This is a genomic window from Actinocrispum sp. NPDC049592 (assembly GCF_040675465.1).
GTDB lineage: Bacteria > Actinomycetota > Actinomycetes > Mycobacteriales > Pseudonocardiaceae > Kibdelosporangium.
In genome coordinates, this window is the sequence record NZ_JBFAPA010000022.1 from 24,126 (window position 1) to 50,281 (window position 26,156).

The 26,156-nt window shown below is 68.4% G+C and carries 22 protein-coding genes and 1 riboswitch; of the genes, 8 read left to right on the top strand and 14 right to left on the bottom strand.

Annotated features, from left to right (window positions below):
- The first annotated feature begins 99 nt into the window (after positions 1-99).
- Positions 100-645, top strand: a complete 546-nt coding sequence (locus tag AB0J95_RS41680) for a DUF4157 domain-containing protein (RefSeq protein WP_364770763.1) — start codon at positions 100-102, stop codon at positions 643-645.
- 5 nt (positions 646-650) lie between these two features.
- On the opposite strand, the gene AB0J95_RS41685 is transcribed toward AB0J95_RS41680, so the two are convergent.
- On the bottom strand, positions 651-1,013 hold the full coding sequence (locus AB0J95_RS41685; RefSeq protein ID WP_364770765.1) for a VOC family protein: 363 nt from the start codon (positions 1,011-1,013) through the stop codon (positions 651-653).
- Between the two features lie 120 nt (positions 1,014-1,133).
- Between AB0J95_RS41685 and AB0J95_RS41690 the strand changes: the two genes are divergently transcribed.
- Positions 1,134-1,481 carry a YciI family protein gene (locus AB0J95_RS41690; RefSeq protein WP_364770767.1) on the top strand — a complete coding sequence of 116 codons (348 nt, stop codon included), beginning with the start codon at positions 1,134-1,136 and terminating at the stop codon, positions 1,479-1,481.
- Positions 1,478-2,635, top strand: a complete 1,158-nt coding sequence (locus AB0J95_RS41695; protein WP_364770769.1) for a DUF6596 domain-containing protein — start codon at positions 1,478-1,480, stop codon at positions 2,633-2,635. Before AB0J95_RS41690 ends, AB0J95_RS41695 begins: the two co-directional genes overlap by 4 nt.
- Before the next feature lie 237 nt (positions 2,636-2,872).
- Here the strand turns inward: AB0J95_RS41695 and AB0J95_RS41700 are convergent, their stop codons facing one another.
- Together AB0J95_RS41700 and AB0J95_RS41705 are read right to left on the bottom strand one after the other, a co-directional pair.
- A complete protein-coding gene (locus tag AB0J95_RS41700; RefSeq protein ID WP_364770771.1) occupies positions 2,873-4,207 on the bottom strand; it encodes a carbon-nitrogen hydrolase family protein in 1,335 nt (444 codons plus the stop codon).
- The gene (locus tag AB0J95_RS41705; protein ID WP_364770773.1) at positions 4,191-4,766 is read right to left on the bottom strand and encodes a TetR/AcrR family transcriptional regulator; all 576 of its coding nucleotides are present in this window, start codon (positions 4,764-4,766) and stop codon (positions 4,191-4,193) included. Before AB0J95_RS41705 ends, AB0J95_RS41700 begins: the two co-directional genes overlap by 17 nt.
- 76 nt (positions 4,767-4,842) lie before the next feature.
- Here AB0J95_RS41705 and AB0J95_RS41710 point away from each other — a divergent pair, with 76 nt between their 5' ends.
- On the top strand, positions 4,843-6,135 hold the full coding sequence (locus tag AB0J95_RS41710; RefSeq protein WP_364770775.1) for an NAD(P)/FAD-dependent oxidoreductase: 1,293 nt from the start codon (positions 4,843-4,845) through the stop codon (positions 6,133-6,135).
- Here AB0J95_RS41710 and AB0J95_RS41715 read toward each other — a convergent pair.
- The 9 genes from AB0J95_RS41715 to AB0J95_RS41755 form a co-directional block, all read right to left on the bottom strand.
- Positions 6,128-7,291 carry a cytochrome P450 gene (locus AB0J95_RS41715; protein WP_364770777.1) on the bottom strand — a complete coding sequence of 388 codons (1,164 nt, stop codon included), beginning with the start codon at positions 7,289-7,291 and terminating at the stop codon, positions 6,128-6,130. The genes AB0J95_RS41710 and AB0J95_RS41715 overlap by 8 nt on opposite strands.
- A gap of 171 nt (positions 7,292-7,462) precedes the next feature.
- A complete protein-coding gene (locus tag AB0J95_RS41720; RefSeq protein WP_364770779.1) occupies positions 7,463-8,065 on the bottom strand; it encodes an ATP/GTP-binding protein in 603 nt (200 codons plus the stop codon).
- Positions 8,043-8,405, bottom strand: coding sequence for a DUF742 domain-containing protein (locus AB0J95_RS41725; protein WP_364770781.1), 363 nt, complete (start codon positions 8,403-8,405; stop codon positions 8,043-8,045). Before AB0J95_RS41725 ends, AB0J95_RS41720 begins: the two co-directional genes overlap by 23 nt.
- A gap of 12 nt (positions 8,406-8,417) precedes the next feature.
- Complete coding sequence (locus AB0J95_RS41730; RefSeq protein WP_364770783.1) at positions 8,418-8,846, bottom strand: roadblock/LC7 domain-containing protein; 429 nt, start codon at positions 8,844-8,846, stop codon at positions 8,418-8,420.
- The gene (locus tag AB0J95_RS41735) at positions 8,843-11,545 is read right to left on the bottom strand and encodes a nitrate- and nitrite sensing domain-containing protein (protein ID WP_364770785.1); all 2,703 of its coding nucleotides are present in this window, start codon (positions 11,543-11,545) and stop codon (positions 8,843-8,845) included. Before AB0J95_RS41735 ends, AB0J95_RS41730 begins: the two co-directional genes overlap by 4 nt.
- 20 nt (positions 11,546-11,565) lie before the next feature.
- Positions 11,566-12,348, bottom strand: a complete 783-nt coding sequence (locus AB0J95_RS41740; RefSeq protein ID WP_364770787.1) for an ABC transporter ATP-binding protein — start codon at positions 12,346-12,348, stop codon at positions 11,566-11,568.
- Positions 12,345-13,193, bottom strand: coding sequence for an ABC transporter permease (locus tag AB0J95_RS41745; protein WP_364770789.1), 849 nt, complete (start codon positions 13,191-13,193; stop codon positions 12,345-12,347). Before AB0J95_RS41745 ends, AB0J95_RS41740 begins: the two co-directional genes overlap by 4 nt.
- A gap of 41 nt (positions 13,194-13,234) precedes the next feature.
- Positions 13,235-14,245, bottom strand: a complete 1,011-nt coding sequence (locus AB0J95_RS41750) for an ABC transporter substrate-binding protein (protein ID WP_364770791.1) — start codon at positions 14,243-14,245, stop codon at positions 13,235-13,237.
- Positions 14,246-14,832: 587 nt separating this feature from the next.
- A complete protein-coding gene (locus tag AB0J95_RS41755; protein ID WP_364770793.1) occupies positions 14,833-15,195 on the bottom strand; it encodes a lipopolysaccharide assembly protein LapA domain-containing protein in 363 nt (120 codons plus the stop codon).
- Positions 15,196-15,263: 68 nt separating this feature from the next.
- On the opposite strand from AB0J95_RS41755, the gene AB0J95_RS41760 reads away from it, so the two are divergent.
- On the top strand, positions 15,264-17,705 hold the full coding sequence (locus tag AB0J95_RS41760) for a PEP/pyruvate-binding domain-containing protein (RefSeq protein WP_364770795.1): 2,442 nt from the start codon (positions 15,264-15,266) through the stop codon (positions 17,703-17,705).
- Between the two features lie 62 nt (positions 17,706-17,767).
- Positions 17,768-18,646, top strand: a complete 879-nt coding sequence (locus tag AB0J95_RS41765; RefSeq protein ID WP_364770797.1) for an SGNH/GDSL hydrolase family protein — start codon at positions 17,768-17,770, stop codon at positions 18,644-18,646.
- Here AB0J95_RS41765 and AB0J95_RS41770 read toward each other — a convergent pair whose 3' ends face one another.
- Both AB0J95_RS41770 and AB0J95_RS41775 read right to left on the bottom strand, forming a co-directional pair.
- The gene (locus tag AB0J95_RS41770; protein WP_364770799.1) at positions 18,647-19,651 is read right to left on the bottom strand and encodes a penicillin-binding transpeptidase domain-containing protein; all 1,005 of its coding nucleotides are present in this window, start codon (positions 19,649-19,651) and stop codon (positions 18,647-18,649) included.
- Between the two features lie 1,167 nt (positions 19,652-20,818).
- On the bottom strand, positions 20,819-21,613 hold the full coding sequence (locus AB0J95_RS41775) for a methyltransferase domain-containing protein (protein ID WP_364770801.1): 795 nt from the start codon (positions 21,611-21,613) through the stop codon (positions 20,819-20,821).
- A gap of 687 nt (positions 21,614-22,300) precedes the next feature.
- Positions 22,301-22,501, top strand: a riboswitch (cobalamin riboswitch).
- A 92-nt stretch (positions 22,502-22,593) separates the two neighbouring features.
- Between AB0J95_RS41775 and AB0J95_RS41780 the strand changes: the two genes are divergently transcribed.
- Together AB0J95_RS41780 and AB0J95_RS41785 are read left to right on the top strand one after the other, a co-directional pair.
- Positions 22,594-24,903 (top strand): ribonucleoside-diphosphate reductase subunit alpha, encoded by a 2,310-nt coding sequence (locus AB0J95_RS41780; RefSeq protein ID WP_364770803.1) that lies wholly within the window; start codon positions 22,594-22,596, stop codon positions 24,901-24,903.
- Entirely contained in the window at positions 24,900-25,922 is a 1,023-nt protein-coding gene (locus AB0J95_RS41785; protein ID WP_364770805.1) for a ribonucleotide-diphosphate reductase subunit beta, read from the top strand. The genes AB0J95_RS41780 and AB0J95_RS41785 overlap by 4 nt, the downstream gene beginning before the upstream one ends.
- Positions 25,923-26,156 lie beyond the last annotated feature (234 nt).

The window sequence follows — 26,156 nt, forward strand, 5'->3', positions numbered from 1 at the left end:
GAGCAGGGGAGGCCTCGCCCGGCCTCCCCTGCTGCCTTTTCGGGCGGCGATCCCGCCGCGACATGGTGATCAGCGGGTGCGGTCCCGTTTACTTGACCCGTGAGGTACCGCGAGCCCGCCCCCGAGTCGGAGCATGAGCACGAGAACGCTCCGACGCCGGTGCCCCAGCACGAGGACACCGTGGAGAACGCCGCCTTCCAGGGCGGCAACCAGATGATGGTGCGGATGCTGTCCGAGACGGACACCGCGCCGGGCGGGGACGACCTCGCCACGCGGATCCGCAGCCGCCTCGGCAAGGGCAGCGCCCTGCCGTCGGACGTGCGGGCCGGCATGGAGTCCAGCATGGGCCAGGGGTTCGGCGACGTCGTCGTGCACCGGGACGCCGAGGCCGCGAGCCTCGCCTCGCAGCTGGGCGCGCGGGCCTTCACCACCGGCCAGGACGTGTTCTTCGGCGCCGGCGCCTACGATCCCGGCTCGGCCGAGGGCCAGGCCACCCTCGCGCACGAGCTGCACCACACCGTGCAGCAGGCCTCCGGCCCGGTCGAGGGCAAGCAGTGGTCACCAGGGCTGGTGGTGAGCGACCCGCACGACCACGACGAGCGTGAGGCCGCCGAGGCCGCCCACGACCACAGCTCACACCTGTAGCGCTGTCATACCTGCAGCACCGACAGGATGTTGCCAGCGGGGTCGGTGAACCACGCGATCGCGGGCCCCATCTCGCGGAAGATGCCCTTGGCGTCCACGTTCGGGTACTTCTCGAACCGCACCCCACGCTCGGTGAGCCCGTCCACGGTCGCGTCGATGTCCTCGACCGGGAAGTTGAGGATCGTGTACGTCGCGGGCACGTGGTCCTTCTTGGGGTAGACCAGCGTGTCCCGGTCCCCGGCGATGTGCAGGGTGAGCATCCCGTTGGCCTCCGACACCCGCAGCCCCAGCGTCTCGCCGTAGAACCTGCGCGCCGCCTCGATGTCGTCCACGGAGAAGCCGCTGAACGCCTTGGTGTTCTCGAACATCGGTCGTCCCTTCGTCACTCGAACCCTAGAACTTCCGGCGCTGCCGCGCCGCTCGTCCGGGACGTAGCCGCTGAGCTACGGTTCTCGGCACGTGGGCGGGAAAAATCTTGGGAGGCCGGTGTGAAGTACGTGATCCTGGTCTACGGCAACGCCACGACCAGGCAGATGTGGGAGAACATGACCGAGGAGCAGCGGCTGGAGGGGTGGAAGGGGCACATCGCGGTGCGCGAGGGCCTGGCCGCCTCGGGGGAGCTGGTGCTGTCCGAGGCGCTCGCCGACACGTCACTCACCAAGAGGGTCACCGGCACGGTGGTCACCGACGGGCCGTTCGCCGAGGTCAAGGAGCATCTGGCGGGGTTCTACGTGGTCGACTGCGAGAACATCGACCGGGCCATCGAGCACGCCGGCAAGCTCCCGGAGTCCACGTTCGGGCTGGTCGAGGTGCGTCCGGTACTGGACGGGATGTGAGCGTTTCATCGCTGCTGCGGGAGCTGGCGCCGCAGGTCCTGGGGGCGCTCGTGCGCCGGTACGGCGGGTTCGGCACCTGCGAGGACGCCGTTCAGGAGGCCCTGCTCGCCGCGGCCCGGCAGTGGCCGGCCGAGGGCGTTCCGCACGACCCGCGGGCCTGGCTGATCACGGTGGCCTCGCGGCGGCGGATCGAGATGTGGCGCAGCGACACCGCCCGGCAGCGGCGCGAGGAGACGGCGTTCGCGCTGGAGCCGGTCGTGGACGAAGTATCCACTGTGGACGATACTGTGACGTTGTTCGCGCTCTGCTGTCATCCGTCGCTGACCGCGGCCTCGCAGATCGCGCTGACCCTGCGTGCGGTCGGCGGCCTGACCACCGCGGAGATCGCGCGGGCCTTCATGGTGCCGGAAACCACCGTGGCGCAACGAATCAGCCGGGCGAAGGCGCGCATCAAGGGCCTGAGGTTCGAGATGCCCGGCGATCTCGCGCCGGTGCTGCACGTGCTGTACCTGATCTTCAACGAGGGCTACACCGCCAGCTCCGGTTCCTCGTTGCACCGGGTGGAGCTGAGCGGCGAGGCGATCCGGCTGGCGCGTCAGGTCAAGGGCTCCTCGCCGGAGGCGGCCGGGCTGCTGGCGTTGATGTTGCTGACCGATGCCCGCCGGCCGGCCCGGACGCTCGCCGACGGATCGCTGGTGCCGCTGGCCGAACAGGACCGGTCACGCTGGGACGCGGACCTGATCGCCGAAGGTGTGGCGTTGATCACGGCGACGCTGGAGGGCGGTTCCGTTGGGCCGTACCAGCTTCAGGCCGCCATCGCCGCGGTTCACGCCGAGGCGCCTGCCGCGGCGGACACCGACTGGCCGCAGATCCTTGCCCTGTATGACGTTCTGCTCCGGCTCTCGCCCGGGCCGATGGTCGAGCTCAACCGGATCGTCGCCGTCGCCGAGGTGCACGGAGCGGCAGCCGCCCTCGCGCAGCTCGACGCGGCCTCGCTGGACGATCATCACCGCGTGCCCGCCGTCCGGGCGCATCTGCTTGACCTGCAAGGAAAAAAGGCCGCCGCGCGAGCCGAGTACGAGGCCGCCGCGCGGGCCACGCTGAGCATTCCGGAGCGCCGCTACCTCTCCGCGCGGGCCGCCCGATTGGCCTAACCAGGGAAAATACTGGTTTGACCGGCAATATGTTGGGCAACCAACGAATTACAGCCGGTTGACGTCGGCATGGAGGGAGCCAGCGATGTCACGTCGTGATGGGAACCGTAGCGCACCGACCAAGACTCGCCTCCGACGACCAGTTCCCAGTATCGACGCGGACTACACCGGCGCGTGTACCTGTCGCCAGTTCTCCGGCGGTCGTGCCGTACACAACTACGGGCAGCCCGGCTGTCGTTACGCCTGACGGACTTTCGTCCGCACGTTGGCCCCGATCGCGCCCGCCACACAGATCCAGGCGAACCAGTCGCCGATATCCGTGTAGGCGGTCGATCCCGGGCTCGCCACGTCGGCCACGAGCGTCGTGACCGGTCCTTCGCCGCCCGAGTGCGCTGACGCCCGCACACGGCCCCAGCCGTCGGCGATCATCACCTCACCGGTGCGGTCGGACCAGACCACCGCCTGACCGTGTTCCGCTGCACGCAACAGGGCGACCCGGCTGTGCTGCCAGCCGTTGTCGCCCTCGTCCGAGGCGGGGATGGCCAGGATGCGCGAGCCGGCTTTGGCGTAGTCGCGGGCCGGGCTGGTGTGGTTGACATCCAGGCAGATCTCGACACCGATGCCTTGCGCGGCGAAGACAAGGTCGTGCCCGGGCGGGGAGACCATGTCGTGGTGCTTGAGGTAGCTGCCGCGGTCGGGGAATGTCAGGGCGTAGTTGTACTTCTCGCGGTCGTCGAGGTACGCGTAGCCCATCACGATGGTGAGACCGCGCGCTTTGGCGAGCCGTTCGAGCGGGTCGAAGGCCGGCCTGGGTTCGCTGCCGCTGAAGGATTGTTCCGGCAGGACAACGGTTGTCACGCCGTCCGGCAGGCCAGCGATCGCGCTGACGTAGGTGTCCAGGAGGTCCCGGCCGGCCTGGGTGCCGATGTTCGGCGCCCAGGCGTGCTGGTTCGTCGCTATCGCCGCGACCCGTTGCACCGGGCCGTCTTTGGGCCGGATCGCGCCCAAGGCCAGCGCCAGCACGAGAACTCCCAGCGCGGCGGCCGCGATCCTGAGCCGCAGCACGGCGATGGCCGCGGGCACGAACAACACCAAGAACTCGATGCCCCACATGCCGGTCACGGACGCGGTCCGCAGCAACAGTGCGAAATCGCCTTGTTCGTTGGCGAAGTTGCCTTGCATGCCCATCGGGTTGGCCACGGATACGAGGTAGATCAAGGCCGTCCACGTCGCCGGTGTCACCAGCGCGGCGAGCAACGGCCGGTCGCGCAGCCGGTGAAAGACCCAGACCGCCGCGGTGAACGTCAACGCCATGCCGACGTCGATCATCAGGCCGACCGGGATCAGCGGAGTGTCGTGCGAACGCAGCTGCAGCGGCCAAGCGTTCGCCGTGCCGAGCAGGAACGCCAGGAACGCGCTGACCGTGGCCGTCCAGGCGGTCGAAGTCCGGGCCAGTAACAAGATCGGCAGCGGCGCGAGCCACGTCAGTGCGGCGACCGGCGCGTATCCGGTGCCGAAGTAGAACAGGATCGCCGAGGCGGCGACCGCCGCGGCGCTACGTTTGAAGTCCATTGAGGACCCTCCCAACGGTCCTGGTGCACAGTGCCCGGAACTCCGGTTCTGGCAGGGTGATCCGGCCGCCGAGGTACTGCTGGACCAGGCCGGTCACCGGCATCGCCAGCGCCAGGGTGACCTCCAGCGGGTCGTCCTGGCGCAGCTTGCCGTCCTTCATGGCGTCCTGGACGGCCGCGAAGACCGGCGCGAACGCGGGCGAGCCGCCGGTGATGAAGTCGTCCGGGAACCGCCGCGCGCCCGGCCAGCGCTCGCTGACCAGGAACGCGTACAGGTTCGGCTGGTGCAGGGCGAAGTCCAGGAATTCGGTCAGCGCCAGCGCGAACCGGTCCTCGAAGCCGAGGTCCGCGTCGGCGCTGGCCCAGTTCTCGGTGGCCTTGGCGACGCCCATGTCCACGGCCGCGCGCAGCAGGGCCTCCCGGTTCGGGAAATGGCGGTATGTGGCCATCGCGGTCAGGCCCACGTCCGCCGCCACCCGGCGCATGGTCACCGCCTGGGCGCCCTCGTTCACCAGGATCGCCAGGGCGGCGGCCGCCAGCCGGTCCGCGGTCTCACTCATGTGTACAACGTACACGTCAAGGTCTACGCTGTACACATCTGCTGCGCGGGGGCGGCCGGGCTCCTAGGGTGAGGTCATGGCGAACCGACCGAGGGTTGTCGTGGTGGGAACTGGGTTCGCGGGCTACCACTGCCTGCGGACGTTGGAGAGCTTGCTGGGGCCCGACGACGCCGACCTGGTCGCGGTGAACCCCACCGACTACATGCTGTACCTACCGCTGCTGCCCGAGGTCACGGCCGGGATCCTGGACCCGCGCCGGATCGCCGTGCCGCTGCGCACCAAGCTGCCCCGCACCCGGCTCGTGCTCGGCTCGGTGTCCGATGTGGACGTTGCCGACCAGAAGTGCACGGTGGTGGACATCGAGGGCCGCGAGTCGGTGCTGGAGTGGGACCGGCTGGTGATCACCTCCGGCAGCGTGACCCGGCTGCTGTCCATCCCGGGCGTGGCCGAGTACGCGAAGGGGTTCCGGTCCATCGCCGAGGCGGTGTTCCTGCGTGACCACATCCTGCGGCAGCTGGAGCTGGCCGAGCAGTCGGACGATCCCGCCGAACGCGCCGCCCGCACGACCTTCGTGGTGGTCGGCGCCGGGTACACCGGGACCGAGCTCGCCGCGCAGGGACAGTTGCTCACCCGGGAGGCGTTGCGGCGGTACAAGGGGTTGTCGGAGAAGGATGTCCGGTGGCTGCTGGTGGACATGGCGCCGCGTGTGCTGCCGGGGTTGTCGAAACGCCTGTCCGGCCCGGCTTTGCGGGTGTTGCGGCGGCGCGGGGTGGACGTGCGGCTGCAGACGAGCGTCAAGGAGGTCACCGCGACCTGCGTGAAACTGACCGACGACACCGAGATCCCGACCCGGACGGTGGCCTGGTGTGTTGGTGTGCGGCCGGATCCGTTGGTCGAGTCGACGCAGCTGGAGGCCGTGCAAGGGCGGATCGCGGTCGACCGGAAGCTGCGGACCGCGGCCAACCAGAACGTGTTCGCCGCCGGGGACGTGGCCGCGGTGCCGGACGCGACCCGGCCCGGCGAGATCACCCCGATGACGGCGCAACACGCGCAGCGGCAGGGGAAAGTCGCCGGCGTGAACGTGGCCGCCTCGCTCGGGCACGGGATGATGCACCAGTACAAGCACCACGACCTGGGCTTCCTGGTCGACCTGGCCGGGCCGTCCGCGGTCGCGGATCCCCTGCACATCCCGATCAGCGGCCTGCCGGCCAAGGCGATCACCCGCGGCTACCACCTGCTCGCGTTGCCCGGCAACCGGGCGCGGGTGCTCGCCGACTGGGCGATCGACCTGGTGTCCACGCGCCAGTTCGTGCAGCTGGGCCTGGTGCGGGGCACGTCGATGGAGGACGCCGACCAGCCGCCTATGTGAGCCGGACGGGCAGCGCCTCGGTGCCGTGCTGGACGAACCCCCTTGCGCCGTAACGGAAGCTGAGCGGTTCGGTGAGGTGGACGCCCGGGAACCGGTCGAACAGCGCCTTGAGCGCGGCGCGGGTCTCGATGCGGGCCAGGGGAGCGCCGACGCAGTAGTGCGGGCCGAGGCCGAAGCCGAGGTGGCCGCTGCCGCGCCGGTCCAGGTCGAACGTGCCCGGATCGGGGTAGGCGTCCTCGTCGAAGTGCGCGGCGGCGATGCACAGGTAGACCATGCTGCCCGCGGTGACCTCCGCACCCGCGATCTCGGTGTCCGCCTTGACAAGGCGGTAGAGACCCGCGGACGGGTTGGCCCAGCGGAACGCCTCGTCGAGCGCCGCGTCCCGCAGGCCGGGGTCCTTCGCCACTCTGGCCAGCGCTTCCGGGTTGAGCAGGAGGCTCGACAGGGTCGCCGAGAGCATCTGGATGGTGGTCTCCAGGCCGCCGAGCAGGAGACTCACGACCGCGACCGTGCAGGCCTCCACGGAGAACTCGTTCTCGGCGAGGTGGGCACGGATGATCTCGCCCAGCAGATTCTCGCCCGGGGCCTTCCGCTCGGCCTCGATCAACGTGCCAGCGTAGGCGCTGAGCTCCCGGAATGCCTGCTCACCCGGCCCGGCCAGCTCCGGGTCCATCGGCGACCCGAGCCACGTGACGATCGCCCGCACCCACGCCAGGCCCTGGTCGCCCAGGTCGTTCGGGATGCCGAGGAGGGCGAGGAACACCTCCATGGGGTACCGGGCGAGCGCCTCCTCGATCAGCTCGGCGTGGTCCTTGCCTTGCAGCGCCTCGAAAGTGCGTTCGGCGATCGGCGTGATCAGCTCCTCGTACCGCCTGCTGGCCCCCGGGCTGAAGAACCTGTTGTGCACCCGCCGTTGCCGCGAGTGCTCCGTGCCGTCGTGCGCGATCATCATCGACGCCACCAACGGGCTCGCGGCGTAGAACTGCGTCCCGAACCTCGCGTGATCCCGCAACCCCGCGGACACATCCTTGTGCCGCAACACAAGCAACGCGCCCATATGGTCGTCGAACACCGTCCGGTGCTCCCGTCCCAGCGCCGCCAGGCTCAGGCCGATCGACGCCGGGCTGGGCGAACTCACCGCGAACGCACTCGTCATGTCCCTACGGTGACGTAGAAAAACCCGTTACGGCGGACCTCGGGTGAATCATGACCCAAGGTCCGCCCGATCAGGCTATTCGAAGTTGACACCTGTCACGGTTGTTCCCGCCCCACGAACACAATCCGGGCCTGCTCGCCGGACTACCGGGGAGTGTTCAGGGCGGGGAATTCATGCGCCGGCGCGGGAACGGGCGCGGTCGAAGGTGTTGCGCAGCACGGCCAGCAGCGCATCGCGGACGGAAAGCTTGACCCGCGCGTCGAAGGTGACCAACGGGACCTCGTCGGACACCGCCAGCGCCCACCGGACGTCGTTCAGGTCGTGGTTCAGCATGCCGTCGAACTTGTTCACCGCCACCACGAACGGCACGCCGGCCTTCTCGAAGTAGTCCACCGCCGGGTAGCAGTCGTCGAGCCTGCGGGTGTCCACGATGACCAGTGCGCCCAGTGCGCCCACCACGAGGTCGTGCCACATGAAGCCGAACCGGTCCTGCCCGGGGGTGCCGAACAGGTACAGCTTGACGTCCTCGTCGATGGTGATGCAGCCGAAGTCCAGGGCCACGGTCGTCGTGGTCTTGCCGGGGGTGTGGCCGGGGCGGTCGACCTCGGCGCCGACCGCGGTGATCGCCGCCTCGGTGCGCAGCGGCGGGATCTCGGAGATCGACGCCACGGCGGTGGTCTTGCCGACCCCGTAGCCGCCCGCTATCACGATCTTGACCGGTGTCGGGGGCTTGCGCCCGCCGGAAAGCGGCTCAGCGGATGGCTTCGAGTCCACGGATGACCCTTTCGATCATGGCGAGGTCCTGGGGGGTTTGGGTGTCGGGCCGGCGGATCACCACGTACCCGAGCTGGGCGAGGTCGGCGACCAGCACCCGGGCGACACCGATGTGGATCTTGAGCATGGCCGCGATCTCGGCCACCGACATCGTCGTGCGGCACAGCGACACGATGTCGCGCCGCTCGAAGCTCAGCATCGGGTGCTCGGCCAGGCCGCGGGCGCTGGTGATCACCTGCGCCTCGATCTCGATGGTGTGGTCCACCGGCGCCGAACGGCCGGAGGTCATCAGGTACGGCCGCAACAGCGTCACATCTCGGTCGTCAGCGGGGCCGGTCATCGCACGTCTCCCTTACTGGCCAACAGAGTTCTTCAGCTCTTCGATCAGCGCGGGGGTGAGCACCGAGCTGGCCCGGTTGGCGAACATGGCCATCTCGTAGGCGATCGTGCCGAGGCTGGCCTGCTTGGACGCCAGCACGCCCAGCGAGCACCCGATCGAGATGGTGCAGACCAGCAGGTAACCGCGCTCCAGCTCGATGATGATCTTGTCGGGCTCGCCCAGCGGGTGCGCGTCGGACACCCCGTTGGCCAGGCCCAGCATGGCCGACGCGATCGCGGCGAGCCGGTCGGCGTTGTGCCGGGCCAGGTCCTGTGACATGGCGATCAGCAGTCCGTCGGCGGACACGGCGATGGCGGCGATCGCCCCAGCGGTGCCCTGCGCGAAGCGGCTCACGAGCCAGTTGAAGTTCTGGGCCTCGGTGCTGACTCCGGACATGGTCATCGGGTGCTCTCTTTCAGATCTGGATCACTGTCAACGGCGCGGGCCAGACCGCTGGCGAACGCGTCGAACGACGCCCGCTCCGCCTCGGGATCGCGCAGCCGCTTGGGCGGCGACGGCTTGGCAGCCCGAGGGGACACTTCTTGAACGGCTCGCGTGCGCAGACCGGGCGCGAGGTTGGCTCCCGGGACCCGCCGGGTCAGGCCTGCCCGCTCCGCCACGACCGGGGCCGGTGCCGCCGCGCCGACCGGTTGCGCGACGCTCGGTGCGGGCGGGGGCGGCAGTGGCGGTGGCGGGGTGACCTCGGGTGTGGCGGCCGCTTGGGCGAAGGCGGTCTGGAACCCGTCCAACGCGTCACGAGCCGCGACCGGGTCGTGCTGGGGTTTGCGGGGAGCCGGTGCCACCGGGGTCGCGGGCTTGCTGCCGTTGGGCACCACGGCGGCGCCGGGCATCTGAGCGCCGGCCACGCGCCGCTTGAGCCCGGCGCGGCTCTCGCCGTCGCCCGGCGTGAGCCGGCCGGTCAGGTGACCGACCGACTGCGGCTGTGGCGTGGACACGTTGTTCACCGGTTCGGCGGCCTGCTTGGCCACCAACGGCCGCGCTATCACCGGTTCCGCGCCGGTGACCACCGGCTGCGGGCCGGTCTGGCCCGACGGGAACCAGGAGAACCCGGCGGTGTGCCGGGCCGGCGGGATGGCCACCGACGGCAGCTCCGGCACCGGCAGGCGGCCGGACTGCTGCTCGGGCACGGGTGCCTGCACAGCCGGGGCCGCGGACTCCGACGGGGCGGGCACTGGCGGAGCCGGCCGGTTGAACAGCCGAGCGGGAACCGTTACCCGCGCGGTGATCCCGCCGCCGTTGGTCGGCACCAGCATGACGTTCAGCATGTGCCGCCTGGCGAGGCGGCCGACCACGAACAGGCCCAGCACCGAAGTCGGTGCCACGTCGAGACGTTCACGCTCGACCAGACGCTGGTTCTCCTCGGCCAGCCGCGGCGGCTTCATCCCGATGCCGTGGTCGACGATGCTGATCACGCACGACCCGTCCGGCCCGAACACCGAGCCGACCTCGACGAAGGTGTCCGGCGGCGAGAACGAGGTCGCGTTCTCCAGCAGCTCGGCGAAAAGCAGCACCAGGTCGCCCGCGAGCGACGACGCCAGCAGCATCTCCGGCAGGTCGTCGATGCGGACCCGTTGGTAGTCCTCGATCTCCGCGAGGGCGGAGCGCAGCGCGGTGGACAACTGGGTCGGGCTGCCGATGCTGTCCTCCCGGGCACCGGCGACGACGAGCAGGTTGTCCGCGTTGCGGCGCAGGCGGGTCGACAGGTGGTCCAGCCGGTAGAGGCTGGCCAGCAGGCGCGAGTCCTGCTCGTTGCGCTCCAGCTCGTCCACCAGGGCCAGCTGGCGGCCCACGAGGTTCTGCGTGCGCTGGGCGACGTTCGCGAACATCAGCGACACGTTGCGCCGGGTGACCGCCTGCCGTTCGACCAGACCGGCCGCGGTGGACTGCACGCGGTTGAACGCCACCGCGAGCTGGCCCAGCTCGTCGGCGGAGTTGACCTCGATCGCCGCGAGCCGCACGGGTTCCTGCTGCACGCCTTCCTCGGTGTCGGACACGCGGACCAGCTCGGTCTCGGCGAGGTTGGCGACGTTCGTGGCGGCGTCGGTCAGCTTGCGCAGCGGACCGGCGATCGACCGGCTGACCACCACGGCCAGCAACGCCACCAGGATGAACAGCCCGGCCGCGCCCAGACCGATGAACCAGGCCAGCGCGCTCGCGCTGTCGGCACGGCTGGCGGCGGCGTCGGTGATCTGGCTGGTGACCCGGTCCTGGACCGAGCGCCGCAGGCCGGACTGCGCGCCGACCGCGGTCAGCGCGTCGGTCGCGAACCCTTCCACCGCAGCGGAGTTGCGCGGGTCGGGCAGGCGCCCGGTGAGCGCGTCGACCCCACGGCCGGTGTCGCCCTCACTCACCTGCACGACAAGGCCGGCGTGCTCGACGTCGGCCTGCTGCACGAAGCGCTCGGTGAACATCCGGGACTGGCCGGTCGAGTCGTCCAGCAGCAGCTGGCCGGTGGCCGGGTTGACCGCGGTCGCGATCAGCGCCATCCCGCGCAGCTCGCCGTACTCGTTGGCGTGCAGCAACGCGTCCAGCGCGGTCAGCTGCCGGGTGCCCTCAGCGTCCGAGGTCTGGTCGGCGACCAGCCGCAACGCGTCGATGATCGCGTCGACCAGCGCGTGGTACGTGCGGGCCACGGAGTCCGGCGAGATACCGCGCCGGACAGCGCTCTCCCGCAGTTCCCGCAGCGACCCCAGCCGGGTCAGGGCGGACGCCAGCTCGTCGGACATGCCCGGCCCGAGCGACGCCCGCACCTGGCCGGCGGTGTCGTCGACCTTGCGCTGCTGCTTCTGCATGGCGTCGCTGCTCGCGTGCGGCGAGGCCAGGTACCCGGCGGTGAGCAGCCGCTCCCGCTGCAGCTCCCAGATCAGGCCGCCCAGCTCGCGGGCGTTGCCCGCGGCGTCCGCGGTCTGCCCGGCGGACGCGGCAGCGCTGGCCTGGGTGATGACGAACGGCGTCGCCACCAGCAGCACCGCGGCCAATGGCAGGCCCAGCAACAGGTTCAGCTTCGCGCGGATGCCGAGCCTGCCCAGCAGCGGAGTGCCCGGGGCGACCCGCCTGCCGGGGTTCTTGCCGTGCTTCACGCCTGTTCACCTCCTCCGAGTCAAGAGACGACCGCGCCGTTGCGGTGCTGTGCCCGGACCAGATCTTCGATGGTGGCCCGCAGCGACAGGAACCCGGGCGTGCGTTTCACCGAAAGGTCCCGGTGACGGGGCAGGTCCACGGTGATGTCCTCGGCGATGCGGCCGGGGTCGGAGGCCAGCACGACCACCCGTTGGCCCAGGAACACCGCTTCCTCCACGTCGTGGGTCACCATCAGCACCGTGGTGCCGGTGTCCAGCCAGATCTGCCGGATCAGCACCTGCATGTCCTCTTTGGTCTGCACGTCCAGCGCGCCGAACGGCTCGTCCAGCAGCAGCACCTCGGGTTCACAGGCAAGTGCCCGCGCGATGGCGACGCGTTGCTGCTGGCCGCCGGACAGCTGGCGGGGCAGCGACCGGCGGAACTCCGAGAGCCCGGTCTCGGCGAGGTACCAGTCCACCCGGCGGGCGCGTTCGGCCGAGTTCACCGCGAGCAGCTCCAGTCCGAAGGCGACGTTGCGCTCGACCGTCCGCCACGGGTACAGGGTCCCGGCCTGTGGCACCAGGCCGCGATCCGGGCCCGGCCCGGTGACCGGCCGGCCGTCGACCAGGACGGTGCCCTCGGTCGGCGTGTCCAGCCCGGCCACCAGGGACAGCAGCGTCGACTTGCCCGAGCCGCTCGCCCCCACGACACAAAGGAACTGGCCCTCCGGCACGGTCAGGTCGATGCCGTCGAGCGCCTGGACGGTCCTGCGGCGGACCTGGAACCGCCTTGTCACACCACGAAGTTCGAGCGCAGAGGTCATACCACCCACCGCCCCACCTGGGTGCGGATCAGCCGCAGCGCAACGTCGATGAGCACGCCGAGGACACCGATCACGATCAGGATCGCGAAGATCTCGTCGGTGTGCTGGAACCGTTGTGCCTGCATGATCCGGCGGCCGAGGCCGGTGGTCGAGCTGACCAGCTCGGCCACCACGACGAAGTTCCACGCGGCCGCGATGTTCACCCGGATCGTGTCGATCATGCCCGGCAGCGAGTGCGGCAGCACGACCTTGCGCAGCACCTCACCGCGGCGGGCGCCGAGCGTGTACGAGACGTTGATCATCGGCATCGGCACCTGGCGCACGACGTCGGCGACCATCAGCATGTTGAAGAACACCGTGCCGAAGAACAGCAGGGCGATCTTCGGCGCCTCGTCGATGCCCAGCCAGATCAGCAGCAGCGGGATGAACGCGGGCGCGGGCAGGTAGCGCACCAGGCCCAGCACCGGCTCCAGCAGCGCGCGGCCGGCCTGGAACGAGCCCATCGTGAACCCGATCGGCACCGAGACCAGCACACCCAGGCCGAATCCCAGCAAAATCCGCCTTACCGTGTCCCAGGTGTCGGTCCACAGCTGACCCGAGCGCGCCATGTCCCACAGCGCGGAGAACGCGGCGCCCGGGGTGGGCAGGAACCGCGGCTCGACGATCCGGGCCTCGCTGAGGATCAGCCAGGCCGTGAACGGGATCGCGAACGACAGCACCATCAGCACCCACCGCGCCCGGCCGGGGATCGGGGTGCGGATGGTCAGCAGCGGGGAGGTCCGGCGGGGCCGCCGCCGCGAGGGCAGCGGCGGCCAGTCCTTGCGGTCGCCCTGACTTTCGGCCATGGCACCTCCGCTCAGCTCCGCCCGGTCGACGGCGACGGGTTTCACTGAGGGACCGCTTTGACGAACGTGTCGTTGAACAGGCCGTCCAACGAGGGCTTCGTCTTGGCCAGCCCGGTGCTCATCATGAAGTCCACAATGGACGCCGCCTGGTGGTTCAGGTGCTGCGGCGTGGTGCCTGGGGTGAACGCGTCCAGGTTCTGCTGGCGGGTGAAGATCGTGGTGCCCGCGTCGTAGGACTTGTACTCCTCTTTGGACACCTGGCCCTGCTTGGCCATGATGTCGATCGCGCCGTCGCGGTTGTCCTTGATCCACTTGATCGTGTCGAACCAGGTGTTCACCAGTGCCTGCGCCACCTGGGGGCGATCCTTGACCAGGTCGGACTTCAGCACCAGGTGGTCGGGGATGGCACCGGGGAACTCCGCGGAGGTGGCGATCGCCTTGCTGCCGGGCAGTTCCAGCGCGATGGTCGTGTTCGGGGCGAACACGCCGACCGCGTCGACCTGACCGCCCTTGAACGCGGCGGCGGCGTCGGCGGTGGCCATCGGCACCAGGTTGATGTCCTTCTCGGTCAGCTTGGCCTCGGCCAGCGCCAGCAGCAGCAGGTAGTGGTCGACCGTGCCCTGCTCGACGGCGACCTTCTTGCCCTTCAGGTCGGCGACGCTGTTGATGCCCGCCCTGGCGATGATCCGGTCGTTGCCGGTCGAGTTGTCGTTGACCAGCACGATGGTCTGCTTGGCGCCGCCGCTGACGGACACGAGCGTGTCGTTGAGGGTCTGGCTGTTGCCGTCGATCGCGCCGGTGGACAGCGCGTTGAGGCTGTCGGTGTAGCTGTCGAAGTACTTCAGCTCTACCTCGACGTTGTTCTTCGCGAACAGCTTCTGCTCTTCGGCGACCTTCCAGGGGAACCACCCCGGCCAGGCGGAGTAGCCGATGGTGACCTTGCCCCCTTGCGCGGCCGGGGCCTCGCTGCAGGCCGAGAGAGCGGTGACGCCGAGCAGGCTGAGCGCGCACAGAAACGCGGTCAGCACGCGGCTGACGGAACGGGTTTGCACAACGAACTCCAGGGGGACGGGGTCGGGAGTTCCGATCTTTTTTCCGGCGGTGAAATTACGGTCTTCGCGAGCGGGCGATCGCGGCCGATTCAGGCGCCGGCCGCGATCTGGAGGGGATCTTCGAATGCGCTGGATGCATGAACATGTCTGACCATGACCACGCACCAGTGAATACCTGACAACTTCGAGCGGTACCGGCGGCCGGGCGGTCCGGAACGGACTGTGCATTCCGGGACGGTCGCCGGTGGGGTGAATGCGGTGGCACAGGCCGGGATGGGGCCGGGTCCGATGTGGAGTTCCCGCTGGTCCGTCCACGTGCGACTGCACACGCGCCTGGAGTTCGGTAGTCACCTCGCGACAGAGCGTCACTGTGCTCAGTCGTCATGAACCCGGCCCTCCGCGCCTGTTGCCCTGTCTGTGGCGAACGTAAAGGGCTCATGACAACGCGCGGTCGCCCGCGCGTTAACGCGTGGCAAAACCGCACCCCGCGCCTGAGCCGAAATCCCTTCGCCTCCCGGCGCACAGCCTAGCGACCACCGCAAGTACCTGATCAGCTACTCCGATGGCACCAATGGTGTTTAGTTTGGTTACTCAGTGCTAGCGCGGCGGACCCTTCGGCGGAGCTGAAGGATGCGTGCCGCACCTATCAGTATCACGAGTACGGCGCCGATCACGGCGGCGAACAGCAGGGCGACGCCGAGTGGCAGTTCCATGGAAAGACCGAGAAACGTCACGGTGACCGTGCCGAGGTTCTGCAGAATGAAAATCAGCAGGAAGACGAGCACAATCGTGGCGACTATCACGGCGATCCAGGTGCCGCTGATTCTGGTGGCTTTCGTCACCGAATGAGGGTCGGTCCGGGGTGCTGGTGGGGCTGGTGTTTCCGGTGATTCGCCGCCCGGGACGGCGGCGGCCGGCTCGTGACGCGCGTCGGAAGGCTGGCTGGTCATACCGAAAATGGTCACCCCTCGTGAGTAATTCCGCGACTCGACTGGTCCATTCGTGCCACCATGCGTAGATGAGCGACGCATTCATACTCCGTTTGGACGACAGTAAGGCTGAGCTCCCGACGGCTGGGGGCAAGGGAGCGTCGCTGGCCCGGCTCGCCGCCGCGGGCGTGCCCGTCCCGTCCGGTTTTCACATCACCACGGCCGCCTACCGGGCGTTCCTGGCCACCGGTGGTCTGTCCGCGCAGATCACGTCCCTGCTGGGAAAGCTCTCGCCGGATGACACCGTTGGTACTGAACAGGCAGCTGCCTCGATCGCTGCTGCCTTCGCGGACGCCCAGGTCCCCCCGGAAGTGGTGTCCAGCATTTGGGAGGCATATTCCGGCCGGGGAGCGGTGGCCGTCCGGTCGTCGGCGACCGCGGAGGACCTCCCGGAGATGTCCTTCGCCGGTCAGCATGACACTTTTCTCGGCATCACTGGGCCGGATGCCGTACTCGATGCGGTCAAACGGTGCTGGGCCTCGCTCTGGACCGCCCGCGCGATTGTTTATCGCGCACGAAACAAAATTTCATATGAAGATATCGCGATAGCCGTAGTGGTCCAGGATCTGGTACCCGCGGCAGCGGCCGGTGTGATGTTCACCGCTGATCCGATGACCGGAGATCGTGATCGAGTCGTGATCAATGCCGCCTGGGGGCTGGGCGAGTCGCTCGTCAGCGGACAAGTCACCCCGGATGGCTTTACGGTGGCCAAGTCCGGGGCTCTGATCAGCGCGGATGTGCACACGAAGACCGTGATGACCGTTCCCGCCGCCGAGGGGACGGCGGAGAAACCAGTCCCGGAGGAGTTGCGCGACGAACCGGTGCTGACCGAGGCCGAGGCGCTCGAACTGGCGCAGCTGGGCATCCGGATCGAAAAGCTGTATGGCACACCGGTGGACGTCGAGTGGGCCGCCCACGATGGCCGGTTCGTCATCCTGCAGGCCCGGCCGATCACCACCCTGCCGGTGCCGCGCGAGGTGTGGAACGACAGCCTGCTCGGCGACTACCTGTGGACCAGCGGGAACGTCAGCGAGGCGGTGCCCAGCGTGATGACCCCGGTGACCTGGTCGGTCATCCAGGAGCTGGCCATGCCGCCGATCGCCGGGCACCCGACCTCGGGCAACATCGGCGGCCGGTTCTACCTGAACCTGTCCACCAGCATGGCGGTCGGTCGCGCGTTCGGCATGGAGAAGGCGGTCCGACAGGCCAACGAGCAGACCTTCGGCCGGATCGACGTGGCCGTCCCGCCGCTGCCGTTGTCCAGGTTCGCGCTGATCAGGGCCGCTCTGCCGGTGGTCAGGCTGTTCATCCGGCAGGGGCGTGCGTATCGCAAGAACCTGCGATCACTGCTTTCGTCGACGCCTTCTCGGTGCGCGGAGCTGACCCGCCGGATCTCTGCCTGTACGACTCCGGCCGCACTGCTGGCGTTGTGGAAGTCCGATGTGGACGATCTGCTGCACGTGGTGTGCCAGACCCTGGACGTCGGGGCTCGTCAGCTCGGCGCGGCCAAGCTCGGCCCGTACCTCACCTCTCTCGTGGGTGAGGGCGATGCGGCTTTGTTGTTGACCGGGTCGGGTGCGTCGCTCGCCAGTCTTGGCCCGGTGCTGGGCCTGGCTCAGCTGCGGGACGGTTCCCTGTCCGTCGCGGAGTATGCCCAGGCGTGGGGGCATCGGGGGCCGGACGAGTACGAGCTGTCCGCGCCGCGGCCGGCCGAGGACCCGGAGTGGATCTCCCGCCAGCGGGACGCGTTCGCCGGTGCACCGGAGGAGTTGCTGGCAGCGCAGGCATCCGCGCGTGCTTTGGCATGGGAACGGCTGGTGGCCGCGCACCCGGACAAGGCGCCGAAGATCCGCAAGCAGCTCGACAAGGCGCTTTCGGTCGCGCAGGCGCGGGAACGGTCGCGCTCGGAGATGGTCCGGACCTTCGGGGTGTTCCGGGCGTTCGTGGTCAAGGCCGGTTCGCTGACCGGGCACGGCTCGGACCTGTTCTTTCTCACGTTGTCCGAGATCCTCTCGGTGCTGGACGGATCCGGGTCGGTTGTCCAGGTTCCGGTCCGGCGGGCGGCTTACGAGCACTACAAGTCGTTGCCGCCGTATCCGACGCTGATCCGGGGTGCGTTCGACCCCGAGACTTGGCAACAACCCGCCTCCGTCGGCGGTATCAAGGGTTTCCCCGGTGCCGCTGGGGTAGTGGAGGGTGTGGTGCGCGTGGTGTCCACAGTGGAGGAGGCAGAGGCGTTGCGAACCGGGGAGGTCCTGGTCACGACCGCTACCAACATCGGCTGGACGCCACTGTTTCCACGCGCCGCGGCCGTTGTCACGGATGTCGGGGCGCCGTTGTCGCATGCCGCGATCGTCGCCCGGGAGCTTGGTATACCCGCGGTGGTCGGGTGTGGCAACGCGACTTCACGACTGTCCACGGGAGACCGGGTGCGCGTCGACGGTGCCCTCGGCGTTGTGACGGTTTTGTGAGAGGTTGACCAGTTCCTGTCAGGCAAGGGTTTTGGCAAGGCGGGGCTGGCAGGGTGGGCGCCATGAGAAGACTCATCGCAGCGGTCGTCGCCGGTGTGGCGGCGGCCGCCATGGCACCTGCCGCCTCGGCATCGGCCTCGACGCTGAACATCGTGGCACTGGGGGACTCCTCCGCGTCCGGCGTGGGGGCCGGCGACTACGAGCCGGGCACCGAGGGGAAGTGCTTCCACAGCGCCAACTCCTACACCGCCGACCTGGTGGCGAGCCTGCGTGCCAAGGGCCGCACGGTCTCGTTCACCAACGTGACCTGCAGCGGCGCGGCCATCCCGGACCTGCGCCGGACGTTCCAGGACCAGCCGCCGCAGCTGGACAGCCTCAAGCGCGACACCAGCATCGTCACGTTGACCGTCGGCGGCAACGACATCGACCTGGCCTCGTTCGCGGGCCTGTGCATCCAGGGCGACTGCTCGGGCGCCCCGGCGGACGCCACGATCCAGCGCCTGGACGCCATGGGTCAGGACCTTCGTGCTTTGTTGAAGGAGATCAAGTCTCGCAGCCCGCGTGCTCAGGTCGTCGTGACCGGGTATGGCCGTCAGATCACTGACGGCGCCAACGCTCAGGGCGTGCCGCTTGACCCGATCTGCGGTGACGGCATCATCACCGCGCCGGAACGTACTGACGGCAGCCGGATCGCGACCGCGCTGGACGCTCGTCTTCGTTCTGTTACTGCTGGTCTGGGCACGTATGTCAGCGAGTTCGCTTATCCGGGCCAGTTGCGGCCTTCGTTCGCCGGTCATTCGCTGTGTGAGGCCGGGCCTTCGTTCTACCGCGGCTTCGATGCCCTCGCGCCTGGCCAGGAGGGGCCCGTTGCCGTTCTGCACCTGAACAAGGCCGGGCACGCGGTGCTGGCTTCGTTAATCGAGGCCAGGCTCTGCGTGTAGTCAGCGTCTGATCGGTTCGTACGGAGGGAAGCGCTGGGCTGGCCGGTCGGTGAGGTAGGCGTTGAGGAAGCGCTGCCAGATCGCGCCGGCCAGTCCCGTGCTCTCCGGCGGGATGGGCGCGAACTCGTCCGCCCCGAGGTGCACGGCCACCGAGACACCGGGGGTATACCCGGCCATCCACGCGCCGCACGTGGCGTTTCCGCCCTGACAGACGATCGTCGCGGGCTTGCCCGCGCATTGGTGTTGTGCCTGGCAGGGGATTTGGTTCAGCGGCGGGATGGGCAGCAGTGACTCGGTGATGTTGCGGGCGATCCGTTTGTTGGTGGCGCTGTCTTTGGGCTCGAACGCGTCTTCGCTGCGGGCGTTGTCGTCGAAGATCACCTCGCCGGTTTTCGGGTCGGTTACCTGAGCGACCAGGTGCGGGCGGTGTTTCGTGCCTTCGGCGGCCAGCGTGGCGTACGCGGTCGCGATGTCCACAACCCGCGCTTGGTAGGGCGCGCCACCGAGACCCACGGCAAGCGACGGCGGCCGCCCCGACTCACCGGCGACCGGCGTCCTGTCCGGCCCGACCGACGCCGGGATCCCAGCCGCCACGAGGGCATTGCCAACCGCGCGGGTGCCGACCGTGTTGAACGTGATGTCGGCGAACACAGTGTTGACCGACTGCTTCATCGCGTCGGCGACCGTGCACTCCTGCGCGCAGTTCGCCGCGTTGGTGACCATCAGGTCGCCGAACTTCCGCGGCCCGCGCCCATCGTAGACCTCATCGAGCCCTTCGCCCCGCTGCAGGAGCGCAGCCAGCACGAACGGCATGTACAGCGATCCCGGGGCGTACCAAGAGTTCGCGTAGTCGTTGCCCGGCTTCTGCTTGTCATATCCCGCGTACACCAGGACCGCGCCGCTCGCCGGGTCGATCGCCACCATCGCCTCGCGCAGGCTGTCCGGCTGCCTCGCGGTGGCCGCCGCAAGAGTGCCCTCCGCCAGCTCCTGCGCCTTCCGATCCACCGTAACCCGCACGGTATACCCACCCTCGAACAACCGCGACGCAGGAATATCAACCCCATCCAACTCCCGCAAAACCTCCGCCCACACCACCCACCGATCCGCAGACAGCCCCTCCCCGGGCGCCGTCACCCGCTCACCCGCGCTCTCACCCGACTTCGCCACACCCGACTCCCGCTCGCCTTCGCGCGGCGGCGTCACCGTCCCCAACTCACTCCCATCCGCCCACAGCACCTTCACCGCCTGCGGCTCCCGCGACTCCGCCCCACCACCCACCCGTTGATACAAAACAAACCCAACAACCAACCCCACAACCACCACAAAAACCCCGACCCGCCGAACCACCCGCCAGTTCACCCACCGACCGTACCGAACCCCATCCCCCAAGATCTCCACACCCACCTCAGTACACGTTCACCCAAAGCACACCGCTGTCGCCCCCGGATCCCGTTTTGGCTGGATATCCGCTACGCCACCTGAACTCACGCTCGCCGAGCCGAGTCCGCTTGCACCGCAGCCTTTCCCATCACCCCTGATGACCTCACAACCCCCGCAGTCACAGTGGCGCGCTCCCGGCATCCCCGGATTACCTGCGGAGTGTGGGACTTCCTAGTCGCGCTCGCGGCGCCGCCGGGCTTTCGCGCGAACCCCCGCCCGGCTTCCAGCCCCGTTCCTGGCGCCGCCGAACGTTCTGCGGAATCCTGTACTTCCCAGTCGCAGCCCCGGGCTCCGCCGGATTTTCTGTTGGGCGTCCTCGGGCTTCCCTGGTGCAGCCACGTTCCCGGCGTCGTCGGGCTTTCGTACGGAGCCCCCCGGCTCCCAGACGCAGCACCGTTCCTGGCGCCGCGGAACTTTGCTGGAGTCCCTGTCCGGCTCGCCCTCGGCGCCGCTGGATCTGCCGTGGCACAGCTTCTCCGCAAAGCCTGTACGCCCGTAACTGCAGGATCGACTGCCGGGCGAGAATCACCGCACGGCTCGCCTCGAGTCACGCGTGCCCAGCCGAGGTCGCTTGTGCGGCTGGCTTTCTCACAGCGACCCCCACCCCGCCACAGTCGCAGCAGCGTTCGCCTGCGACGCAGTCACCCTGGCGTCTCGACCTGGATACTGCGGCGACGCAAGGATCCTGACCGTTCCGCTCGCCGCCCCCACCTCACGACCACCCAGCCGGAGTCACTTGCGGCAGAGGATTTCCCCATGCAGAACCACGAACCACCCGTCCTCAGCCGCCGACCAGTCTCGCCAAGCAGCGGAGATCCGCTCCAGATCCGCCTGCGTGGCCAGCCCGTACTCGACCGCCTGCCCGGCGATCGCGGAGTGCAGGATCCGGTCGGCCCACAGCCCGCCCCACCACTCGCGGGTCTCGGGCGTGGCGTAGCACCAGGTCGAAGCGGTGGCCTCCACATCGGTGAACCCGGCCTCGCGCGCCCACGAAAGCAACCGCCGCCCCGCGTCGGGTTCACCGCCGTTGCGGCGAGCCGCTTTCCGGTACAGATCCAGCCACTCGTCGAGCGCGGGGAACTGGGGGAACCACGTGAACGCCTCGTAGTCGGAGTCCCGCGCGGCGACGATCCCGCGGCTCACCCGGCGCATTTCCCGAAGGGCGCCAACGGGGTCGTGGACGTGTTGCAGGACCTGGTGGGCGTGCACGACGTCGAAGGTGTTGTCCGCGTATGGGAGTGTGTGGACGTCGGCGATCTCGAAGTGGATGTTGGTGGCGCCGCGGTCGTTGGCGAACGCTTGGGCGGCGGCGAAGACATCCGAGACCGGCTCGATGGCGGTGACCTGGCCCGGCGCCACGAGTGCCGCGAGGTCGGCCGTGATCGTGCCCGGCCCGCAGCCGACGTCCAAAAGGGACATTCCCGTGCGCAGGTGTGGCACGAGGTAGGCCGCCGAGTTCGCGGCGGTGCGGGACCGATGGGAGCGCAGCACGGCCTCGTGATGCCCGTGCGTGTATAAGGGCGGCATGCGGGTCACCGTAGTCGCGTCTCCCAGAATTCGGGAGAGTTGTCCCGGGATATGGACGCACTGGACCCGGGGTGTTGGGGTCCCGGGCCGAGCTGGGGTCCCCGGGCCGAGCTGGGGTCCCGGGGCCGACCGGGGCCGGGCTGGGGTCCCGGGGCGGGCGTCGAGGGTTCCGTGCGGGACGCCGAGGGTCCCGTGGCGGCCATGTGCAGGCGGCGTGGGTCCCGTCGGGCATGTCCAGGCGGCGTGGATCTCGTGGCTCTCCGGGGTGGCTCTCGTCGTGGCTCTGGGCCGGGCGCCGAGGGCCTCGTGGCGGGCACGTCAGGCGGCATGGGTTCCGTGGCACGTCAGGCGGCGTGGGTCTCGTGGCTCCTGTTAGGTCTCGTGGCTCGGGGTGGGTCTCGTTGGGTATCGGGGTGGGGTCTCGTCGAGTGCCGGGCGGTCTGGGTGCGTCTCGTGGTGCCGGGCGGTCTGGGTGCGTCTCGTTGGGTGCATGGCTGCGGGGTGGGTCTAGTTGGGTGCCGTGGCTCGTGGGTGGGCGGTGTGGTTGAGGGGTGTGGGGGTGGGTTCGGGCCGCGTTCCTTGCTCACCGAGTCGCGACACGCCCAAATCCGGACGGTGACGGGCGTCACATGTGGATGGACACGCCGACACAACATGTGGGTGTGGGTGGTGATCGTTGGTCCATGTATTGTGGTCCGCAGAGCTGGTCCGGTCACTGAACCACAGTGGCCGGGGTAAGAGGGAACCCGGTGGGAGTCCGGGACTGCCCCGCAGCGGTGAGTGGGAACGACCGCCGTCAACGGCACTGAGCGCGAGCTTGGGAAGCGACGGCCAGTAGGCCAGAAGTGCCCACGAGTCCGAAGACCTGCCCGCTCGCCTGCCCGTGTCGCGGGTGGGTGTCCGCATGCCCCGAGGGAGGGCGTGGGGCAGGCCTCGCCTTGTCCTCGCGCGCGCTCGAAGGGGCCGAGCGAGGGGAGTTCGTGACGGTCACGACAATGCAGGTGCGCAAGCGCAGTGGCGCGTTCGAACCGGTGGATGCCGGCAAGATCGTGCGCGCGGTGCAGCGGTGCGCCGACGGGCTGTCCACTGTGGACCCGATGAGGATCGCGACGAAGACCATCAACGGTCTGTACGACGGCGCGACCACCGAAGAGCTGGACAAGCTGTCGATCCAGACCGCGGCGGAGCTGGTCGCCGAGGAGCCGGAGTACTCGAAGCTGGCCGCGCGTCTGCTCGCCGCGTTCATCGACAAGGAGGTCCGCGGTCAGGGTGTGCACTCGTTCAGCCAGAGTGTGGCGCTCGGCCACCGCGAGGGGCTGATCGGTGATGCGACCGCGACGTTCGTGGCAACGCACGCCCGCAAGCTCGACGACGCGATCGACATCGAGGGCGACAACCGGTTCGAGTACTTCGGCCTGCGCACGGTGTTCGACCGCTACCTGCTGCGCCACCCGCACACCCGCGCGGTGGTCGAACGCCCGCAGTACTGGTTGCTGCGCGTGGCCTGCGGTCTGTCGCACACGCCGGCCGAGGCGATCCGGTTCTACAAGTTGATGTCCTCGCTGGCGTACCTGCCCAGCTCGCCGACGTTGTTCAACTCCGGCACGCGGCACACCCAGATGTCCTCGTGCTACCTGCTGGACTCGCCGCGCGACGAGCTGGAGTCGATCTACGAGCGGTACGCGCAGATCGCGCGGCTGTCGAAGTTCGCGGGCGGGATCGGCGTGCAGTGGTCCCGGGTGCGCTCGAGGGGTGCGCTGATCCGGGGCACGAACGGGCACTCGAACGGGATCGTGCCGTGGCTGCGCACCCTCGACGCCTCGGTCGCGGCGGTGAACCAGGGCGGCCGGCGCAAGGGCGCGGCGTGCGTGTACCTGGAGACCTGGCACCCGGACATCGAGGAGTTCCTGGAGCTGCGGGACAACACCGGCGAGGACGCGCGCCGCACGCACAACCTGAACATTGCCAACTGGATCCCGGACGAGTTCATGCGCCGCGTCGAGGCGGACGGCATGTGGTCGTTGTTCGACCCGGACGAGGTACCCGAGCTGCCGGACTTGTGGGGCGACGAGTTCGACCGCGCCTACCGTGCCGCGGAGGAGGCGGGGCGCGCGGTTCGGAGGGTGAAGGCGCGTGATCTGTATGCGCGGATGATGCGGACGCTGGCGCAGACCGGCAATGGCTGGATGACGTTCAAGGACACCGCCAACCGTACGTGCAACCAGACCGCCGAGCCGGGCAACGTCGTGCATTTGTCGAACCTGTGCACGGAGATCCTTGAGGTCACGAGCGACGCTGAGACGGCGGTGTGCAACCTCGGCTCGGTGAACCTTGGCGCGCATGTGAAAGACGGCGCCATGGACTGGGATCGCTTGCGGGAGACCGTGCGTACCGCGGTGACCTTTTTGGACCGTGTGATCGACATCAACTTCTATCCGACGGAGCAGGCCGGGCGGAGCAATCCGCGGTGGCGTCCGGTGGGGCTGGGGGTGATGGGTCTGCAGGACGTGTTCTTCAAGCTGGAGCTGCCTTTTGACGCTCCGGCGGCGCTGGAGTTGTCGACGCGGATCGCCGAGGAGATCTATCTCACGGCGCTGGAGACGTCCGCGGATCTTGCTGCTTCGGCTGGGGCGCACCCGGCTTACGCCGAGACTCGGGCCGCGCGCGGGCAGTTGCAGCCGGACTTGTGGGGTGTGACGCCGACGCAGACCGAGCGCTGGGATGCGTTGCGGGCGCGGGTCGCTGAGCATGGGTTGCGGAACTCGTTGCTGGTCGCGGTTGCGCCGACGGCCACGATCGCCTCTATCGCCGGGTGTTTCGAGTGCATCGAACCTCAGGTGTCCAATGTGTTCAAGCGGGAGACGCTGTCTGGGGAGTTCTTGCAGGTGAACTCGTATCTGGTGGCGTACCTGAAGAAGGCGGGCCTGTGGAACGGGGACACTCGCGCGCGGTTGAAGCGGGATGACGGTTCTGCTCAGGGGCTGCCGTTGCCGGAGGCGGTGAAGCTGCTTTTCCGTACTGCTTGGGAGCTTCCGCAGCGGGCTCTGATTGATCTTGGTGCGGCTCGTGGGCCTTACATTGACCAGAGTCAGTCGTTGAACCTGTTCGTGGCGAGTCCGACTATCGGCAAGTTGTCGTCGATGTATCGGTATGCGTGGCAGGCGGGGTTGAAGACCACGTACTACCTGCGTTCCCGGCCTGCGACCCGCATTCAGCAGGCGACTGTGCCGACCGTTGAGGCCGTTGCTTGTTCCCTTGAGAACCCTGAATCTTGTGAGGCGTGCCAGTGACTACTTTGGACAGTCGTAACCAGACCCTGCTCGACCCGGGGATGGACTTGACCCTGCGGCCGATGCGGTACCCGTTGTTCTACGACCGGTTTCGGGATGCGATCAAGAACACTTGGACGGTTGAGGAGGTTGACCTTCACTCCGATCTGGCCGATCTCGCGAAGCTGACTTCGGCTGAGCGGCATCTGGTGAACCGGCTGGTGGCGTTCTTCGCGACCGGGGACACGATCGTGGCGAACAACCTGGTGCTGAACCTGTATGAGCACGTGAACGCTCCCGAGGCGCGGCTTTACCTGTCGCGGCAGTTGTTTGAGGAGGCGGTGCACGTTCAGTTCTACCTGACGTTGCTGGACACGTATCTGCCGGATGAGGGGGAGCGGGCGGCGGCTTTCGCTGCGGTGGACAACATTCCTTCGATTCGGCAGAAGGCTGAGTTCTGCTTCAAGTGGATTGACTCCATCGAGCACCTGAGCCGGTTGGAGTCCAAGGAGGATCGTCGGGCGTTCCTGTTGAACTTGATCTGCTTTGCGGCTTGTATCGAGGGGTTGTTCTTTTATGGGGCTTTCGCGTACGTGTACTTCTTGCGGTCGCGGGGGTTGTTGAACGGGTTGGCTTCTGGGACCAACTGGGTGTTCCGGGATGAGTCGATGCACATGGCTTTTGCTTTTGATGTCGTGGATACGGTTCGGCGGGAGGAGCCTGAGCTGTTCGATGACGAGCTGCATGGGCAGGTTCGGCAGATGCTGAGGGAGGCTGTCGATGCTGAGACTCGGTTCGCGGAGGATCTTTTGGGGCAGGGGGTTGCGGGGTTGTCTCTTGTGGACATGCGTTCGTACTTGGAGCATGTTGCTGATCGGCGGCTGATCGCTTTGGGGTTGCAGGCGGAGTATGGGGCCAAGAACCCGTTCGCTTTCATGGAGTTGCAGGATGTTCAGGAGCTGTCGAACTTCTTTGAGCGGCGGGTTAGTGCTTATCAGGTTGCGGTTGGTGGGACGGTGTCCTTTGACGAGGACTTCTAGGTTGCTTTGACACGCTGGATCTGGGGTCTGATTGCGCGAGAACTGGGTGGGTGAAAGAAGCGCTCGCCGCGCGGCAGCGCCACCCAGAGGGGCGGAGGACCGTGCCCTCGCCCTCCGGTATGACCTGCCCAAGGGAACCACATCTGTCAAGTGGGGGCCGGGGCTTCCAGCGGGGGCCGGTCCGTATGGCTATCAGCGTGGTTGCTTTGCGAAGGCGGACCGGCGATCGATTTG

Bases quoted from the DNA above. Each gene is read 5' to 3' on its own strand.
- AB0J95_RS41685 (WP_364770765.1), bottom strand. From the start codon at position 1,013: ATGTTCGAGAACACCAAGGCGTTCAGCGGCTTCTCCGTGGACGACATC.
- AB0J95_RS41700 (WP_364770771.1), bottom strand. From the start codon at position 4,207: ATGGACTTCAAACGTAGCGCCGCGGCGGTCGCCGCCTCGGCGATCCTG.
- AB0J95_RS41705 (WP_364770773.1), bottom strand. From the start codon at position 4,766: ATGAGTGAGACCGCGGACCGGCTGGCGGCCGCCGCCCTGGCGATCCTG.
- AB0J95_RS41710 (WP_364770775.1), top strand. From the start codon at position 4,843: ATGGCGAACCGACCGAGGGTTGTCGTGGTGGGAACTGGGTTCGCGGGC.
- AB0J95_RS41715 (WP_364770777.1), bottom strand. From the start codon at position 7,291: ATGACGAGTGCGTTCGCGGTGAGTTCGCCCAGCCCGGCGTCGATCGGC.
- AB0J95_RS41725 (WP_364770781.1), bottom strand. From the start codon at position 8,405: ATGACCGGCCCCGCTGACGACCGAGATGTGACGCTGTTGCGGCCGTAC.
- AB0J95_RS41730 (WP_364770783.1), bottom strand. From the start codon at position 8,846: ATGACCATGTCCGGAGTCAGCACCGAGGCCCAGAACTTCAACTGGCTC.
- AB0J95_RS41740 (WP_364770787.1), bottom strand. From the start codon at position 12,348: ATGACCTCTGCGCTCGAACTTCGTGGTGTGACAAGGCGGTTCCAGGTC.
- AB0J95_RS41745 (WP_364770789.1), bottom strand. From the start codon at position 13,193: ATGGCCGAAAGTCAGGGCGACCGCAAGGACTGGCCGCCGCTGCCCTCG.
- AB0J95_RS41755 (WP_364770793.1), bottom strand. From the start codon at position 15,195: ATGACCAGCCAGCCTTCCGACGCGCGTCACGAGCCGGCCGCCGCCGTC.
- AB0J95_RS41760 (WP_364770795.1), top strand. From the start codon at position 15,264: ATGAGCGACGCATTCATACTCCGTTTGGACGACAGTAAGGCTGAGCTC.
- AB0J95_RS41765 (WP_364770797.1), top strand. From the start codon at position 17,768: ATGAGAAGACTCATCGCAGCGGTCGTCGCCGGTGTGGCGGCGGCCGCC.
- AB0J95_RS41775 (WP_364770801.1), bottom strand. From the start codon at position 21,613: ATGCCGCCCTTATACACGCACGGGCATCACGAGGCCGTGCTGCGCTCC.